At 45.1% G+C, this 16,005-nt stretch carries 16 protein-coding genes; 8 read left to right on the forward strand and 8 right to left on the reverse strand.

The genetic code is table 11. The annotated features are described in order from the left end of the window. Window positions 1–17 precede the first annotated feature (17 nt). Complete coding sequence (gene gloB, locus AAEU32_RS00855) at window positions 18–782, forward strand: hydroxyacylglutathione hydrolase (RefSeq protein WP_421968652.1); 765 nt, start codon at window positions 18–20, stop codon at window positions 780–782. A gap of 84 nt (window positions 783–866) precedes the next feature. Next, complete coding sequence (locus AAEU32_RS00860) at window positions 867–2,429, forward strand: lytic transglycosylase (protein ID WP_421968653.1); 1,563 nt, start codon at window positions 867–869, stop codon at window positions 2,427–2,429. 99 nt (window positions 2,430–2,528) lie between these two features. On the opposite strand, the gene AAEU32_RS00865 is transcribed toward AAEU32_RS00860, so the two are convergent. From AAEU32_RS00865 to AAEU32_RS00875, 3 genes are read right to left on the reverse strand one after another with little or no spacing between them, the layout of a single operon-like run. Continuing rightward, on the reverse strand, window positions 2,529–2,972 hold the full coding sequence (locus AAEU32_RS00865) for a flavodoxin domain-containing protein (protein ID WP_421968654.1): 444 nt from the start codon (window positions 2,970–2,972) through the stop codon (window positions 2,529–2,531). Continuing rightward, window positions 2,972–3,766, reverse strand: coding sequence for a tRNA pseudouridine(65) synthase TruC (truC, locus tag AAEU32_RS00870; protein ID WP_421968655.1), 795 nt, complete (start codon window positions 3,764–3,766; stop codon window positions 2,972–2,974). The genes AAEU32_RS00865 and truC overlap by 1 nt, the downstream gene beginning before the upstream one ends. Beyond that, window positions 3,759–4,073 (reverse strand): YqcC family protein, encoded by a 315-nt coding sequence (locus tag AAEU32_RS00875; RefSeq protein ID WP_421968656.1) that lies wholly within the window; start codon window positions 4,071–4,073, stop codon window positions 3,759–3,761. The genes truC and AAEU32_RS00875 overlap by 8 nt, the downstream gene beginning before the upstream one ends. 101 nt (window positions 4,074–4,174) lie before the next feature. On the opposite strand from AAEU32_RS00875, the gene AAEU32_RS00880 reads away from it, so the two are divergent. Both AAEU32_RS00880 and AAEU32_RS00885 read left to right on the forward strand, forming a co-directional pair. Continuing rightward, the gene (locus tag AAEU32_RS00880; protein ID WP_421968657.1) at window positions 4,175–5,206 is read left to right on the forward strand and encodes a DUF3549 family protein; all 1,032 of its coding nucleotides are present in this window, start codon (window positions 4,175–4,177) and stop codon (window positions 5,204–5,206) included. After that, window positions 5,206–5,505, forward strand: a complete 300-nt coding sequence (locus tag AAEU32_RS00885) for a DUF3301 domain-containing protein (protein WP_421968658.1) — start codon at window positions 5,206–5,208, stop codon at window positions 5,503–5,505. The genes AAEU32_RS00880 and AAEU32_RS00885 overlap by 1 nt, the downstream gene beginning before the upstream one ends. A gap of 535 nt (window positions 5,506–6,040) precedes the next feature. On the opposite strand, the gene AAEU32_RS00890 is transcribed toward AAEU32_RS00885, so the two are convergent. Further along, window positions 6,041–6,679 carry a GNAT family N-acetyltransferase gene (locus AAEU32_RS00890; protein WP_421968659.1) on the reverse strand — a complete coding sequence of 213 codons (639 nt, stop codon included), beginning with the start codon at window positions 6,677–6,679 and terminating at the stop codon, window positions 6,041–6,043. An 81-nt stretch (window positions 6,680–6,760) separates the two neighbouring features. On the opposite strand from AAEU32_RS00890, the gene AAEU32_RS00895 reads away from it, so the two are divergent. The 3 genes from AAEU32_RS00895 (at window position 6,761) to AAEU32_RS00905 (ending at window position 8,110) form a co-directional block, all read left to right on the forward strand. Then, a complete protein-coding gene (locus tag AAEU32_RS00895) occupies window positions 6,761–6,991 on the forward strand; it encodes a DUF2789 domain-containing protein (protein WP_421968660.1) in 231 nt (76 codons plus the stop codon). A gap of 79 nt (window positions 6,992–7,070) precedes the next feature. Then, window positions 7,071–7,334 carry a hypothetical protein gene (locus AAEU32_RS00900; RefSeq protein WP_421968661.1) on the forward strand — a complete coding sequence of 88 codons (264 nt, stop codon included), beginning with the start codon at window positions 7,071–7,073 and terminating at the stop codon, window positions 7,332–7,334. Between the two features lie 2 nt (window positions 7,335–7,336). Then, the gene (locus AAEU32_RS00905; RefSeq protein WP_421968662.1) at window positions 7,337–8,110 is read left to right on the forward strand and encodes a Zn-ribbon-containing protein; all 774 of its coding nucleotides are present in this window, start codon (window positions 7,337–7,339) and stop codon (window positions 8,108–8,110) included. On the opposite strand, the gene syd is transcribed toward AAEU32_RS00905, so the two are convergent. Then, window positions 8,093–8,635 (reverse strand): SecY-interacting protein, encoded by a 543-nt coding sequence (gene syd, locus AAEU32_RS00910; protein ID WP_421968663.1) that lies wholly within the window; start codon window positions 8,633–8,635, stop codon window positions 8,093–8,095. The genes AAEU32_RS00905 and syd overlap by 18 nt on opposite strands. A gap of 56 nt (window positions 8,636–8,691) precedes the next feature. On the opposite strand from syd, the gene queF reads away from it, so the two are divergent. Further along, on the forward strand, window positions 8,692–9,540 hold the full coding sequence (gene queF / locus AAEU32_RS00915) for an NADPH-dependent 7-cyano-7-deazaguanine reductase QueF (protein ID WP_421968664.1): 849 nt from the start codon (window positions 8,692–8,694) through the stop codon (window positions 9,538–9,540). Here the strand turns inward: queF and AAEU32_RS00920 are convergent. The 3 genes from AAEU32_RS00920 to AAEU32_RS00930 are packed head-to-tail and all read right to left on the reverse strand — an operon-like array spanning window position 9,527 to window position 15,871. After that, window positions 9,527–10,390 carry a peptidylprolyl isomerase gene (locus AAEU32_RS00920; protein ID WP_421968665.1) on the reverse strand — a complete coding sequence of 288 codons (864 nt, stop codon included), beginning with the start codon at window positions 10,388–10,390 and terminating at the stop codon, window positions 9,527–9,529. The two genes, queF and AAEU32_RS00920, sit on opposite strands and share 14 nt — an antisense overlap. 28 nt (window positions 10,391–10,418) lie before the next feature. Further along, complete coding sequence (gene tamB / locus AAEU32_RS00925; protein WP_421968666.1) at window positions 10,419–14,126, reverse strand: autotransporter assembly complex protein TamB; 3,708 nt, start codon at window positions 14,124–14,126, stop codon at window positions 10,419–10,421. Continuing rightward, a complete protein-coding gene (locus tag AAEU32_RS00930) occupies window positions 14,123–15,871 on the reverse strand; it encodes an autotransporter assembly complex protein TamA (RefSeq protein ID WP_421968667.1) in 1,749 nt (582 codons plus the stop codon). Before AAEU32_RS00930 ends, tamB begins: the two co-directional genes overlap by 4 nt. Between the last annotated feature and the right edge of the window lie 134 nt (window positions 15,872–16,005).

Consider the following 16,005-nt stretch of genomic DNA (forward strand, 5'->3'; position numbering starts at 1 on the left):
ATATAGAGCAATTCGTTATGGCGCAAGTAGAGGCTATAAAAGCTTTTTCAGATAATTACATTTGGGCCCTGCACTCAAAACGCGACAATCAGATTATCGTTGTCGACCCGGGACAAGCAGAACCCGTGCTGGACTATTTAAAAAGAACAGGTAAAAAGCTAGCCGCTATATTGATCACTCACCATCACTGGGATCACACTACCGGCGTGGCTGCACTAAAGCAGCATTTCCCGCGAGTCAAAGTCTATGGCCCCAAGAACTCCCCCTTTGAGGGCATAGATGTAGCTCTGGTGGATGGCAATGATATTGAAGTACTTGAGCATCACTTTCATATCATCGCCACGCCTGGACACACACTGGACCATATTTGCTATCAAGCCAATAAGTACATCTTTTGTGGTGATACCTTGTTTAGCGCTGGCTGTGGTCGACTTTTTGAAGGGTCTGCCGAACAAATGTGGCAATCCATGCAGAAGTTTATTGGTATGGATGACAAAACCTTGGTCTATTGCACACATGAATATACTCAGGCCAATTTAGACTTTGCTACTGCCTGCATGCCAAACGACACTGAAATAGCAGCATACGCTAACAAGGTCTCACAGTTGCGTAGCAGAGATAAAATAACTCTACCAAGTAGCATTGGCCGAGAAAAACGCATCAATCCGTTTTTACGCCCACAGTCAGTAATGATGGACACATTCCCCGCTCATTTACGTCCACAAACAGAAGATGCATTAGCAAAGTTCACTGCCCTACGACTATGGAAAGATGACTTCTGAATTGTGTGCTTGAGTGCGCAAAAATTGTCGAAGCTAGTCATTTTTTGCTAGTATGCGCGCAGTTTTTTTAAAGATTAACGCTTCATGAACAAGTTAACGTATACAGCTGCGCTGCTCTTTGTCTTTTTAACAGGGTGTCAAGCGACCAAAAATGACACAAGCGAAGTAGCCACAATCCCTGCAAATAGCGCAAGTGTGCAAGAGATCAATAATGCTCTTACCATCGACCTGCTAGACGATTATCAAGAGGTTGAGGAAGTTGAAGCTCCTCCTGTCTTTGACGACGTGTGGGAGCGCATTCGCTATCAACTCTCTATAAAAGTGCCGCAAAATCGCCCGGTAGTCACCGAGCGTAACTACTATGCGCGCCATCAAAGCTATTTAGATCGCATTTCTAAACGCGCTGAACCATACCTCTATTACATCGTAGAGGAAGTTGAGAAACGTCAAATGCCAATTGAGATTGCACTACTTCCAATAGTCGAAAGTGCATTTGATCCATACGGCTACTCTCATCGCAGCGCTAGCGGTATTTGGCAGTTTATGCCACAAACAGGCAAACGCTTTGGCCTTAAGCAAAACTGGTGGTACGACGGTCGCCGCGATATTAGCGAATCAACGCGCGCCGCATTGGATTATTTGTCATATCTGCACAAAACCCTTGATGGCGATTGGCTAAACGCCATTGCCGCGTATAATTCAGGTGAGGGTCGAGTTATGCGTGCGATTAAGAAAAATCGTGCGAAACACTTACCTACGGACTTTTGGTCGCTTGACTTACCAAAAGAAACCACCGCATACGTGCCTAAATTACTGGCATTGGCTGACTTGCTAAAACGCCATGAAGAGTTTGGTGTACGCTGGAACAAAATCGTCAATGCGCAAGTAATCGAACGTGTTGATGCGGGCTCACAAATTGATCTTGAGCTGGCCGCGCAAATGGCTGGCATTTCACTCTCAGAGTTATATCGATTGAACCCTGCGTTCAACCGTTGGGCAAGCGATCCAGAAGGGCCGCATCACCTGCTGTTACCGCTGGACAGTGTTGAGCGTTTCAATGAACGTTTGGCCAAAGCGCAATTAAAAGACCGCTTACGTTGGCAACAATATACTGTGCAATCCGGTGACACGTTGTCAGTTATTGCCAAAAAGCACAACACCAGTGTGAGTGCGATCACGCGTTTAAATACGCTCCAGAGCAATATCATACGTATAGGTCAAACCCTGATGATCCCATTGTCAGACAATGCCTCATCACACCTACCTGATAGGGTTCGATTAGCACTTAATAACACCACCAGCGTGACTAAGAGCCATATTGTTAAATCGGGCGATACTCTGTGGGATTTAAGTCGCGAGTACGATGTCACTGTAGCGCAATTGAAAGCGTGGAATAACCTAACAGACAATACCGTGCTCAAGCTTGGGCAAAAGCTGAAGATTCGCCAACCAAGTGCCTCTGGTGCCATTAAAAGCGTCAACAGAACCATCACATACAAAGTACGCAAAGGCGATTCGCTCTCGCGTATTGCTTCGCAGTTTGGTTTGAAGATAAGCGATATTAAGAAGTGGAATAAGTTGGACTCAAAACAATACTTACAACCTGGGCAAAAGTTAAAGCTCATCGTTGATGTAAAACGTGGTTAAAACCAACTCACTTACATCGCCAGAGACTCCAGTGAGCTAAATTCCATAGCTGGATACTCAACAGAGTCAGAATAAAAAAGCGCTCTAAGAGCGCTTTTTTTAAAATTGCGTGACCAACTTCTCTATCCAAGGCAGTGCTACGGGCTCTGGGTCAAAATCGACCATAGCATCAATATCTAAACGCGGTAGCACTATTTTTCCTTGCAACTCTTCAAGTAACTGCTCAAATTGCTTGCCACCGCCGCAAAAGGTATCACCATAACTGCTATCACCCATAGCTATCACAGCACATGCCTTGCCACCGAGTAGCGGAAATTGACTTTGTAGCCCCAAATACAAGGGCAAAATATTGTCGGGCAAATCCCCTTGGCCGGTCGTTGATGTGATCACTAACACCTGCTCTGCCCTAGCCACATCCTCGACTTGAGGATTATCTATCAGCTTGGCATCGTGGCCTAAGTCATTCATTTTATCGCATACAGCCTCAGCTAAACGCTCAGCAGCGCCATATACACTGCCATAAAAAATACTGGTCGTTGCCATCAATGGTCCTTAGCAAAGTAAGCGCTCTCTTGGGATGGCCAGCCCAACTGTGCAAATGTTGCCAAGGCTTGCTCACCCAACGGAGCGCGAATGTGAACGGTTTGTTTTTCATAAGGATGCACAAAGTACACATCCGTTGCAAATAACATCAGTCGAGTACAATTGAAATGCTCTGCAAAAAAATGGTTCTGCGTATTATCACCGTGATTTACGTCATTAATGATCGGATGATTTATACCATTTAAGTGACGGCGGATCTGATGCTTTCGGCCCGTTTTCGGCCAACACTCTACGAGTGAGTAGCGCACCGAGGGAAACTTACCCAAAGGAATTGGTAGGCTTGATTGTTGTAGACAATACGTGTCTGTTTGCGCTTGCTGAGCAGGTTTATCTTGAGAGGCGAACTTATCGGCAATTTTATCGAGCTTTTCTTTAAGAGGTCTGTCAATAAATTGCGCAGCGGGTGCAAAACCGCGTACCAGCGCCAAATAACGTTTTTGAATTTTATTTTCACTGAACAATGATGCTGCATCTCGCGCGGCCTCGCTACTGAGCGCAAAAAGCAAAACGCCTGAGGTAGGACGGTCCAATCGGTGCAAAGGAAACACATGTTGACCAATTTGATCGCGTAACATCTGCATCGCGAATTGCGTTTCATGCTTATCTAAAAAAGAACGATGGACCAACAGACCTGATGGCTTATTAATCGCAATAAAGTGCTCATCTCTGTACACAATTTCAAGTAACTTGGCACCAGCACCATTATCGACAACGCTCATCTCATCGCTACTCATGTGCTCCCCCAAACAAGGCGTCAATCTGACTCAGAGTAGCCATGACATCTGCATAGTTTTGTTGCCATGCAATTTCTCCCATAGGGGCAATAGCAATGTTATTTGGCAAAGGCAGCCCTTGCGCCAATAAAGCGTTCATTTTTTCAATAAACACGAACTGCAACCACTGCTCAAAGCGCAATGTATCAACACAAAAAGGCTGCTGTGATTGCAGTAAAGCCGGCTCTATAGGCTGCGTTTGCCATAAGTCATTGTCTTTAAGTTGCACTTCTAAACGCTGCAGTAATTCAATAAGTGTGTTTTGCATAGTCTTTAAAATTCAAATTTCCTAAGCTGATAATACCATTTCCCTTGGGTTGAGAGAGCAAACTGCCTATAATTTGCGAAATTTATTCTTAGGAGCAGCGCATGACTGCAAATATTGCAACGTTAGCCCAGCTACTTGATGCTGCTGGGACGACTTGGCGTGTTTATGACATTGGTCGCCGAGTACAAAAAATAGATAAAGCAACATTCGCGCAAATTGAGTCAACACAAAAGCCTTATCCGTATCCTCAAGCACAGCATGCTTTAATGGCGATTCAATTTTGGGATCCCAAAGCGTCAGCCGAACCCTATGTGTGGTTTTTAAAGATGCCCCTAGATGAGCAAAGTAAACTTGTTGCAGCAAGCCGCGATCACTTTGCCAATATGGTACTTGAAGCCATTGGCACGCAATTAACAGGCAATGACGAACAGCAAGGTCAGTTAGACAATAATCCTTATGTGTTTACCCCTAATGCCAATAAACGAGCTGCGTTTAATGCACAAATCAAGGTAGAGCTGCGTCAAAGCGCATCACAATATTATGAACACACTCAGCTGTATTTGAGCGGCAAGTTAGGATGGGATCAGTGGCATAGCATTGCTGTACAAGGATTAGCTGATTTTGCAGCGCGATTTGATCACGGTGATAATGAGCGCGCCTTTATCAATGCGTGGCACCATCTTCCACAAGCTGTACGCCAGCCTCTGGCTGCGCAACTTGAAAACACGCCTGTACCAACGCACAGCGCAGAGATGTTGTTGCAATCCCTGAATCAGAGTCTAGCCAATTCAGACAAAGCTTTATTAATCGATTGCTTACGCGCCATCAGTTTTGCGCCTGCGACGGGGCTCGTTGAACAGGCTGTTGATGCGGTTTTAACATCGCAATTCGCCAGTGATGCGGATCTTTGCCAAGTTATCGCTGGTAGACTTTGGGCTGTATTAGAAAAGCCTGAGCGATTGGCACAGTTTATGGAAAACAGTGCCGCGATAGATGATGAGCAACCCGTATTTGCGAGTATCTTCGCGGACTTAGTTGCAATTGATACACTACGCCCCCATGTTTTAGCTATGTTACGTAGCGAAGAGCGCTCTGAGCAACTCTCTCGCGCCATAGGGAGTTTATTCTCGTAGTGCTTACTTTATGGATGTTAATTCTTGTTAGTGGTGTGTTTGGTACCTTCTGGTATCGTCGCAAACTAGCGGAAGCTGCACGCACACACGCTGAAAATCAGTGTCAGCACTTGGGTGTACAACTAGTCAGTGTCGCGTGTTTGAAATGGACCCCTGCCATCCTAAAAAACGGTAAGCTTGGGATCAGAAGTACATATATGTTCGAGTTTTCGAGTGATGGAGAGAGCTTGTATCAAGGTAAACTGTTTATGGATAACGATCGTTTACTGGGCAAAGAAATTCCGCCACATAGAGTATAAACAAAACTAAGGCGTGACAAAGTCACGCCCTAATCTTTACCTTCCCTTTGCGACTTCCTAGTCGCTGACCAAAATGGTCGTCCCTTTTACTATCCTTGTTCGATTACCTTAATTAACCGACAGCAATCCATGCTTTATGTCCTCTTCATCCTGAAGTGTCCTCTTGCCATCTTGGCTATTCCTAGGCTCCCAGCCTTCCCTGCACATCCTGTGCTCCAGTCCTTTAACGGCATGCCCTTACCGTCTATTCCTTTGCCAATTCCCACATTGCCTTGTTTATTTCGCCTACATCCTTTCCTTGGCGATGTGCATCCTGCAACATTGTCTTCCTGACAACACCTATATTAGTGATAAACAAATCCAATGCAGCAATCAAAATGAAACAGTATTTGCTGTAATACTCGTGTAATAAAAATATTTAATTCAAAAACAGCAGCTTAGTTAAATTAACTTTGAAAATCAGTGAAAAATTACCACTATCCCCCACATCAATGTGAGATATCTCTTACACTCCAATTTCCATAAAAGCCATTAGCTACAGCGCAGGATTGGGCTTAAACAGCAGCTCGCCGCTAACTTTACTGAATTGAATACTTTGAAATACTTCGAACCCATGACTTGCGAAAAATTCTAAATGGGCTGGCTGACTAATAAATACTGCCAACCCCGTTGCGTTTTCATCTTCTTTGACCAATGAATCAAGACTGTTGAGCAGGTAGTGCCCGAGGCCATGCCTTTGCGAACGAGGGGCAACAGCAATGAAAGCGATAAAAAAGTAATGCCCTTTTTCCTTTAACGCATCTCGGATCTTCTGCTCTTTTTCTATTATCTGATTAGTTGTTAAGATTCCCGCACTCATTTTAAGTTTCAATCGCCAGTGCCAATAACGCTGCGCTTGCATGTCAGCATCAGATGTAAACACCAGTGCGATAGCTTGCAAAGAACCCTCACTAAACAGTCCTATGATATGTTGTTTGGCTTGCCAAAATGTATGCAACTCCTCACGAATAAGAGCGCGGAGCTTTTTCTCATAAAACTGTTCAGAATCTTTGTCTTTGTGCAGTAATTCCTGCATTAAAGGGTCATCGTGGTAGGCTTGATAAATTAAACTCGCGGCAACATTAAGATCTTCAGGGGTGAGATATTTAACACTGTGTTCGACCGTCAAAGACATAGTATTTCCTTGTTATCATTGTTGTTCTACTTTGTTGTTCTATATTTAACCATAGTTGTTATCACAGAAATTGGAAACATCATGGATACCTCCAAACACACAATGAATACCCTTTTCGAGCAGTTAGGTTTACCCAGTAGTGACAATCAAATAGAGCAGTTTGTTAGCAATCACAAGCTCGGTGACAGCATACAAATCGCAGATGCGCCCTTTTGGTCTGTGGCTCAACGCCACTTTATTCAAGAGTCTTTAGCTCAAGATGCAGACTGGAGCGAGTTGATTGACATATTAGACGCCCAACTCAGGCATTAGGACAGCATAGGTTCAGTATTTTACTGTACAATAGCGGCCTTATTTTTGTGAGTCGAATTTTCAGTTTGAGGACCTACGAATGAACCCTGTAGTATTTGAGGCAATTAAGGCTTTACTCGCCCAAAATAAAATCCCTACTGTGGCACTGACCAAGTCAATGCTCAGTGAACCGGTCCCCATGCCTATGATTATTGCCGCTGTAAGCCAGTACAAAAACAACCCTGATGCCTTTAACCAGCTAGTGATTGAGCCAAAAGCGCACGCGCAACAAAAGTCGACGCAACTCGATCGTATTGAACAAAAACTTGATAAACTATTGGCTTTACTCGAAACCAAGAATTAATCATGTATGTTGCCGATTTAACCTTTGATTGTTACCAAGATACGCATCTTGGTGATGCCGAAGCTGCCATCAACCAAATGGTGGTTGCCCTGCGTGCTAATGGACAGATCATCGGTGATGAATTTCCTACGGTGTTAAAGGATGGTTATTTTATTACCCGTGTTATGTGCCCTGAGGAAGATTCCTTACATCCATTGCACAATAGTCCTTTTGTTAAGCATGCGATTAATCATTTAAATACGGCAGGCCTGCTGGCACCAAAGGTGAAAGTCATTGGTCAAGATATCCATGCCAACAGTGCCGATGCGTGTCATGAGCCCAGCTGCTACATTCTCTATACGACTTACTTGCATACCTGTAGCCCCTTGTATTGTGGTGATGACTTTCTCCCCGTGCCACTTTATCGTATACCCGCTATCGCCAACGGTGACTATAAGACACTGATCAAATGGCAAGAAGATTGGCAAGCTTGCGACCAGTTACAAATAAATGGTGCAACCAAAGCTGAATTTGCTGCATTAGATGAGATGAGTTTGCTAGATAGTTCACTAACACGGCGCGGACTAGACTTGAGTAAACGCATTCGTTACCTGACTAAAAAGCCAGTTTATTACTATTTATACCGAGTTGGCGGAGAGAGCTTACAACAGGAGCAGCAACGTAAATGCCCAAGCTGCCATGGTGAATGGGCACTTACAGAGCCGTGGTTTGGCTTATTTGACTTTAGGTGTGACAACTGTGAACTGGTGTCGAACATCTCATGGGATCATCAGTAAGCCAAGAAACTCACTGATATCTTGCGCCAATACATGGTGTGGTTCTTTGCCCACATACTCAAGGCAGACTGCACCATCACTCACACGCACACTCAGCAAGAGATCTTCTTGATCAGTTAAACCAATAAACACTGTATCAGCTTGCTTTAAACGGCGTTTCATCAGCACATGGCCTGTAATATTTTGCTGCAAGTGCACAAAATCATCGTCATTCCAAGGAAGTAATAACTCAATATCATGTCCGTCTACTTTCGCGATTAAATTACCACTGAAGAAACTACAAAAGAGCTCGTGTAACTGTGCGGGAAAATCAACTTCTAAGGCATTACCCAAGTCAGTTATTGAATCGCCTTCAGGGCGAGTGAATACCTGCCACTGGACTAGTTCGTCTTGTTCAGTTCCCACAATCGCTGCTGGGCTTGGCGACTGTGGGTCAATATAGGTCATTGGATTGTGACCATGGGTTGCTTTGAAGTTATCAATATAGGTGTCTAGCGCTTCTTTTAGCTGGGTTTTAACACTCATGCATGCCCTGAGGAAATTAGTTATAATAGCGCCATTGTAACTAGATTTAATGCATCATGACAGACTACCGTAACGCTCCAGAGTTGAAAGCCAGCTTGCTTGGCAAAACCACACAGTACAAAGACAGCTATGACGCGAGCTTGTTGTACCCTATTGCGCGTAAGCTTAATCGCGATGATTTGGGTATTGATGAGCAACAATTGCCATTCACAGGAGAAGACCTGTGGACCGGTTACGAACTGTCTTGGCTCAACGCTAAAGGCAAGCCACAGGTGGCTGTCGCCGAGTTTTACTTTCCTTGCCAAAGCCCGAGCATTATCGAGTCAAAGTCATTTAAGCTCTACCTCAACAGCTTCAATCAAACTCGCTTTGAGAGCACAGACACTGTACGTGATATTCTTACCAGAGATTTGAGTGAGGCGGTTCAAGCACAAGTAAAAGTAACGCTATATGGCGCGGACGATATAGCCTCATTCGCCGCCACCAAATTGCCCGGCACCTGTATTGACCATTTAGATATCGAGATCACTGATTTTGATTTAGACCCTGCGCTGTTGCAGTTAGCTGACCCCCAGCAAGAAACAGAAGAGACTCTTTACAGCCATTTGCTCAAATCCAATTGCTTAATAACCTCTCAACCAGATTGGGCGAGTGTGGTGATAAGTTATAAAGGTCCACAGCTGTGCCATGAATCTTTGCTGCGTTACTTGGTGTCATTTCGCTCTCATAATGAGTTTCATGAGCAATGCGTGGAGCGTATCTTTAACGACATTATGAACACAGCAAAGCCGTCTAAATTAGAGGTATATGCACGTTATACACGCCGCGGTGGGCTTGATATCAACCCTTACCGCGCCACTGACAACGCACATATTCCTTATGCGGTAAGAATCAATCGCCAATAACGCTTGGCACCTGCATTGCACAGGTGTCGATGTAGTCAGGAGTTGTAATAAACCATTGTTCAGGCCTGTTTTTACGGGCCTCAACAAGGGCTTCAAAACTGGCTGAATCGGTTCGCATTACCTTTATATTTGGTTGAGCATACTCAGGCAGTTGACTCGCTAAGCGCATATCGGTGATTGGATTAAATGGCGTGTTTGCGTCTCCAGGACGCTGTAATTTTTGTAAATGCTCCATGCCTGCAATCACCCGACCAAACACCGTGATGTTTCTATCTAGGTATCGAGGTGCATGACCAATAACGACATAAAACTCACTGGTTGCACTGTTTACATCGTTACCTCGTGCCATGCCGAGCGCTCCTATGCAGTGAATTTGCCATGTTTGCGTTGCGTCTTCATTCTGCGCTACGGCAAAGCCGTTCAAAAAGCCGCTTCTCGCTGAATAACCATCATTTTGATTTACGAGCATATCCAGAACGACAGGGCGTGCAGATTGACTTACAAACTCCTGCGTTAACGTTGCTACTTCGGTTTCTTGCTCACCTGCTCCACCTTGAGCAACAAACCCCTCAACAAAGCGATACATGCTTAATCCTTTATAAAAGCCTTTTTGCGTTAATTCTTTCATTCTCGCATAGTGCTTTGGCGCTAATTGTTCGTTAAGTTCAAAGTACACATCGCCAGTAGGTAAAGACAAAATCAACATGTGGTGTGGTGATATTTTTCGCCAATCTGATGCAGGCGCGGTGTCAATGATCTCTGTTGGTGATTGCGGTGTTGCTTGCTCTGCGTATGCGACACTACTTAGTGCGAGTGTCATCATAAGCGCTGCTATGCAATGGTTTTTCATTAGCAGGTTCCTTTTATTATTATGCGCTTTAATCTATGTCGAAACGGTATAACACATCAAGCGTTTGATTGAGGCCGCTGGTCGCCTCAATATATAACTTTTGCAGTACTTGATATCGTACTGCCACCTCACTGATGGACTCGAATACGCCCACACTGTATTTAACTTGAATCCCAGGTGCAATGTACCCTGCAATCTCAACCTTGGTATTATCACCACTGCCACTGGAGTTTAGGGTAACGTCACTGAGTCCAAATGCCTCACCAACACTCGAGACAATGCTCTCAGAGCGATTCATCCCCTGCGCTAACAGGATTTGCGTGAGTAATGCATCGTTGTTACTGTCGCCGTCCCCTAAAGGCTGGCCATTAAGTACATATGACAAAGCTTGAGATTTATCCATCGCAGGCTCGGAGAATATATGCAACTGCGGTTGCTGTGCACTTCCAGTCAATTCGATGCCCGCAACCACACCATTTGCAGTGTTATCTGGGTTGCGTATTGCTCGCACATTTAAATATGGCTGCGACAAAGAGCCACTAAAGCCGATTTGCCCGGTGCGTATGAGTAAATCCTGACCAAATGCACGATACTTACCGTCTACTAACTTCAACTCACCTACAGCAATAGGTGGCTGCTCATTATTGGCGCTTATATCGAGATCACCAATGATGTGGGATTTGAGACCAAAAGAATCAATGTACACATCATCCACCAACTCAACTTTCAACTTAGCATCATAACCAAATGGCATTTTTGCCTCATCTATAGGGGCATCGACGATAATCTCATCATCGCTGACTTGCACCGCCCCTTTTGGGAGCTCTTTAATTTTTACTCGGGCATAAGGCACAACGACAGAGCCATCGACGTGCACGCTTTGAGCATCAATTTTGATATCGATGTTCGGTGACAACGCAAAAGTAATAGACTGCTGCGGTACCAATGTAAAACGATCCCCCGCCAGCTTTAACATCAAATTAGGTTGGCTGCCTAGCCATTGACCTTGGCCTTGTATGTTGAGTTGACCACCTTCAGGGTTTATGAGCGCACCTTGGACTTGGATTTGTTCGCCCTGAAACTGGGCACTGAGTGACGAATCAACCAAAGATACGGGGATTGTGTCACCGTCAACGGCAATATTTTTTGCAACAAGTTCTCCCGATACATGTGGGCTACTGAGTGTTCCTGAGAGGGTCATGTCTGAACGCACTTCACCTTGGAGCATTTTTAACTGCGGGACCAAGGCAAGATAGGAAGCGAGGTTCACCTTATCTAGTCTAATTTGACCACTGAGTGCTTGCGCGCCAAGAACATCAGCCATTTCGATGTTCATATCAGCGCTGCCCAATACAGATGATGCAAGTTGCATATTCGCTATCGCTTTGTCGACATTACTTGATACTGACAACGACGCATTTTCAATTGGATAGGTAAGTACTTGCTCACCATACTGTACTTTTCCTTTAAGCTCCTGTGTCGTAATCTGTGCATCAATTTGCAAGGGTTGGGCTTGTTGCCACATAACGGACGCATGACCAGATGTGATGCCGTCAAGCTTTAATGTGGGTGGTAGCAGCGGCGTTAATGTCTGCAAATAAAAATGTTTTAGCTGCATATTAAGTGAGCCTCGCTCTGCGCTAAGCTGCGCAGGTGCAATGCACATGTCCAAGGTTTTGCCTTGTAAACACAGTTGCTCTGAGGCAAGTGATTGCTGTGCCATATCTATGTTGATGCTCGTCGCATCGCTCAGGGTCACTTGCTCTTGCTGTGCAACAAGATCCAATTGCTCTAGACGCAATGCGAGACGCTGAGTCTGTGGCTCAAACTCACTAAAAAACGCAGTCTCAATAGAGCCCATTGCTGCATCTATAAAGGCAGTTGTCTGCTGCGCTACGACACTGCCCTCAGAAGCAATCGTAAATTGCCTAATATGTTGATTTTTTGCGAGTATTTCATCCAATACGATACTGAGCTCATAGCTGGGCTTTTCAGCATATCGGCCCTCAAATGAGAAGCGCCCTTCACCGACTGTTGTCTCAAATCCCTCAAATTGGCTTATTTGCCCATTGAATGACGCTTTAGGAGAGGTTCTCTCACCGGTAACAGTAAATGTTGATGCCCCTTGAGCACTTGCCCCTTGGTAGATAGGCGTGTCTTTACTCAATGTTAGGCTACCCGCTAGCTGCCATTGTTCAGTAACATCCCCACTGACAGTCAATGTGTTATTACCCTGTACAACATCAAACTGGCGCACTTGCGCTTGCAGCGTACTATCTAACTCAAAGTCTGCATGAATGCTCAGTGGCACATCATTGATATGACCGTTAATGCGTGAAGGTAAAATATCGAGCTGCCAATTTTGTGCGGGATCCATCGCAAAGGTACCGCTTAATTCGCCACTAAGGTCAGTGCGCACCTTGTCAGTTAGGTATTGCGCGTGTAGGTTCGACAGTTCACTTCTAAAACTAACATCAAGACCATTTTGCCAATTCACTGTGCCAGTGAGCTGAGCGTGACTATCGCGGCTCAAGAGCTGCGCCTTATCAATACGCAAGTCACTTAACGAGCCAGAAGCGACGATAGAGCTCGCCAATGCAGGATACGCACCTAATTGCGATAAGGCCTGAACATCGATGCGATAGTCATTACTGGTACCATTGAATTGAATATGTGCAGACTGCAAGGCTAAGTTGTTATTTTGCAGATTTATATTCCAACCTTTTTGCTCAACTTTCAGTGTCATTGGCCAGTGGGCAGTGCGCATCGCAATTTGCCCTTGTGCATGAGCTGGGTAGCGCCCTTCATTAATAACTTCAAGGTATAAATCGCTCAGACTACCGCTCGCCCTCACCTGCGCTTTTTCACCAAATGCGCCAATGTTTGCATGCAAATCAAGGTTGTTCTGAGCAAATAACTCTAGCTTCCCACGCATTGAGAGAGCCATCGCCTGTGGTGATTGTGATTGCCCGTGGGCGATTAGGTATGACAGTGACAAACTATCAACCGTTATGGTTTTATCTTCAATAGAAGCCGCTGAAGCAAACTGCATAAATTGGTGCTTCTGACCACCTTGCTGCACCTTCATCTGAGCGATGCTAAGCCCTTGCATCTGGATATCCACATCAACAGGTAGGGCAATATCAGGCAATGCCTCAAGCACTAATGGCGCATCACTTGTGGCCGGTTGTGCCCCCAATTCAACGCTCAAGCTTGCCAGCGACGTATGACCGAGCATAACCATATTACCTTCAGCCATCATACTGCTTGCAAACTCATCGACGTTTATTTCTTGCTGCGCGTTGATGATATTTATGTCATCTGCACTCATCTGCTTTATCGTGATGCGCGGTAAATTAAGTGCTAAGGGCTTGGTGTGCGGTAATGATGCATCGGTTGTTGTAGCTGACTCTTGTATGTGCTTAAGCTCCACATCTAGGCGCTCTACACTGAGGTTATTGATACACACACCCTCGCAATTCAGTAGGGCCAAATCAAGGCGCAATGAACTGGCATTGAGTGTTAAAGAATCGCTTTGGTATATGACATCAAACGGGTCGTTATAGAGCAAACGCCCTTGCTCAAGATTGACAGTGAGCCCATCCACTAGGCGGTTGAGCACACCTGCGAGCATTTGGTTTCCCGTTGAAGTGAAAACGCTAAAGCCACACACTAGAGCAAGGCTAACAAGCAATGTGAGCAACACTTTTACTATGAGTAAACTTATACGCTTCATAGTTCAGGGCCTACAGTAATACTTAAGCGGGTGGTATTGCCACGGGTCGCCAATGCCCACGCATGGTCGATACGCACAGGACCTACTGGTGTTAAATAACGCACACCAAACCCTGCGCCCACTGACACATCCTCAGAAAAATCGTTCGTTGCCGTGCCAGCATCAACGAATAATGCCCCGCGCCAATTCTGCGCAAATTGATAGTTGTATTCTGCGGTGGCGGTAACCAAATACTTACCCCCTATTTTAACCCCCTCAACTTCAGGAGAGATTGACTCAAACTTATATCCACGCACGCTCTGATCACCCCCTGCGAAGAATCGCAGTGACACTGGTACATCGTTGATATCATCAACATACATAGCCCCGATATTTAAACGACTGAAAAACAGATGACGTTGCCAATAAGTGTTTAGCCATGCATATTGCATTTGCACTCGAAAGATATCTGTCGAAGACGCGAGGGCCTCGGAACCGACCTCCGCACTGATCAGCCACTGGCGCCCCCAAAATGGCGTAGTCCCACCTTTTGATTGCTGTTTGGCATAACTGACTCCAGGGAGGAGCATTTGGGTGGACTGGCGCACATCACCAATGCGGAATTCTTCAAATTCTCTGCGCAGAAATAACGTGCGCACCCAATCGTCATCCTTTTTCCATTGACGCTGCAGTAGCCCAGTCAAAGTTCTAGAAAAAATATCAGTATCGATATTGTCTTCAAGTTTGTAACCAAGGCTAAAACGCCACACGTCATCGTTGGGGTCGTCTACAGGTATGGTATAAGACGCGCTGATATCTTGTTGGCGCTCGGCCACATTTAAGTTGCTCTCTAAGTAATGGCCATTGTCTCCAACCCATGGGCGCGACCATTTAAATCGTGCTTTTGGGCCTAGATCAGTGGAGTAACCACCACCAATCTCAAAACTGTCTTGTGGTTTATGTAACACTTCTACGCGAATAGGCACTTCTAGATTTTGTCTTTTCGCTATATCAGCAAAAACTCGCACACTGGCAAAGTAAGGTGTTTGTGAAAGCGCCAAATTAAATTGTGAAACCAAAGTCGCTTTGAAAGGATGCCCCGTTTCAAACGGCGTTAAAGAGTGGATGTAATTACTCGCAGGTGTGGGGCTTGCAATGTTTAAAGGACCAAAGTGATAGCGCTGACCAGTTTGCACAATCAAGGTCACTTGTGCACTGTAAGTGCTCATATTGACCTTAAAATCAGACTGTACCCAGGTGCTATCAAAATACCCCAGCTCAAGTAATTGAGCACTTATTTTTGCTTTTGCTTCATCATAGTGACCATGATTTAGAATATCCCCTTGATGTAAGGGTAATGTTTCCAATATGCCCAGCAACTCAGGGTCTGTCTTACCTGCGCCTTTTAGCTCATAAGTTATAGATTTTATTCTAGTGGGTTTGAGTGGTTTGATGTTAGCAATGACACGTGGCTTAGGTGCACTTTTATCTAAACTTAAATCAACAATTGCATGGTAATACCCAAGCGCGCGCAAGCTCAATTCTACTTGTTCAGTGGCGTAACGTTTGAGTTGACGAGTAGGATACTCCCCGATGAGCTGGTTAAGATATAGGCTTACATTTTCCTCCAGTTCACCGTCGATACCCTTAATATCTACAGAGGCTATTACCGCTGGTTGGCCAGTTTTGTCATTGCTATTACCCCACGCCGCAACAGCGCAGTCACTGCAAAATAATAAAAGCCAGAGCCACACCTTAAGTCCCATTTTGGCCAACGTTCATTTGCTCCACGGTTCGCTCTGCCACAAAGTACTGCTAACCTTATGTTCTACAAGCATCTTGAATATAGTCTCGTTCATAGTTTACCACTGTAATGTGTACCCAATCAGCTGTCTGAGTA

This window comes from Pseudoalteromonas maris (genome assembly GCF_049257235.1).
GTDB lineage: Bacteria > Pseudomonadota > Gammaproteobacteria > Enterobacterales > Alteromonadaceae > Pseudoalteromonas.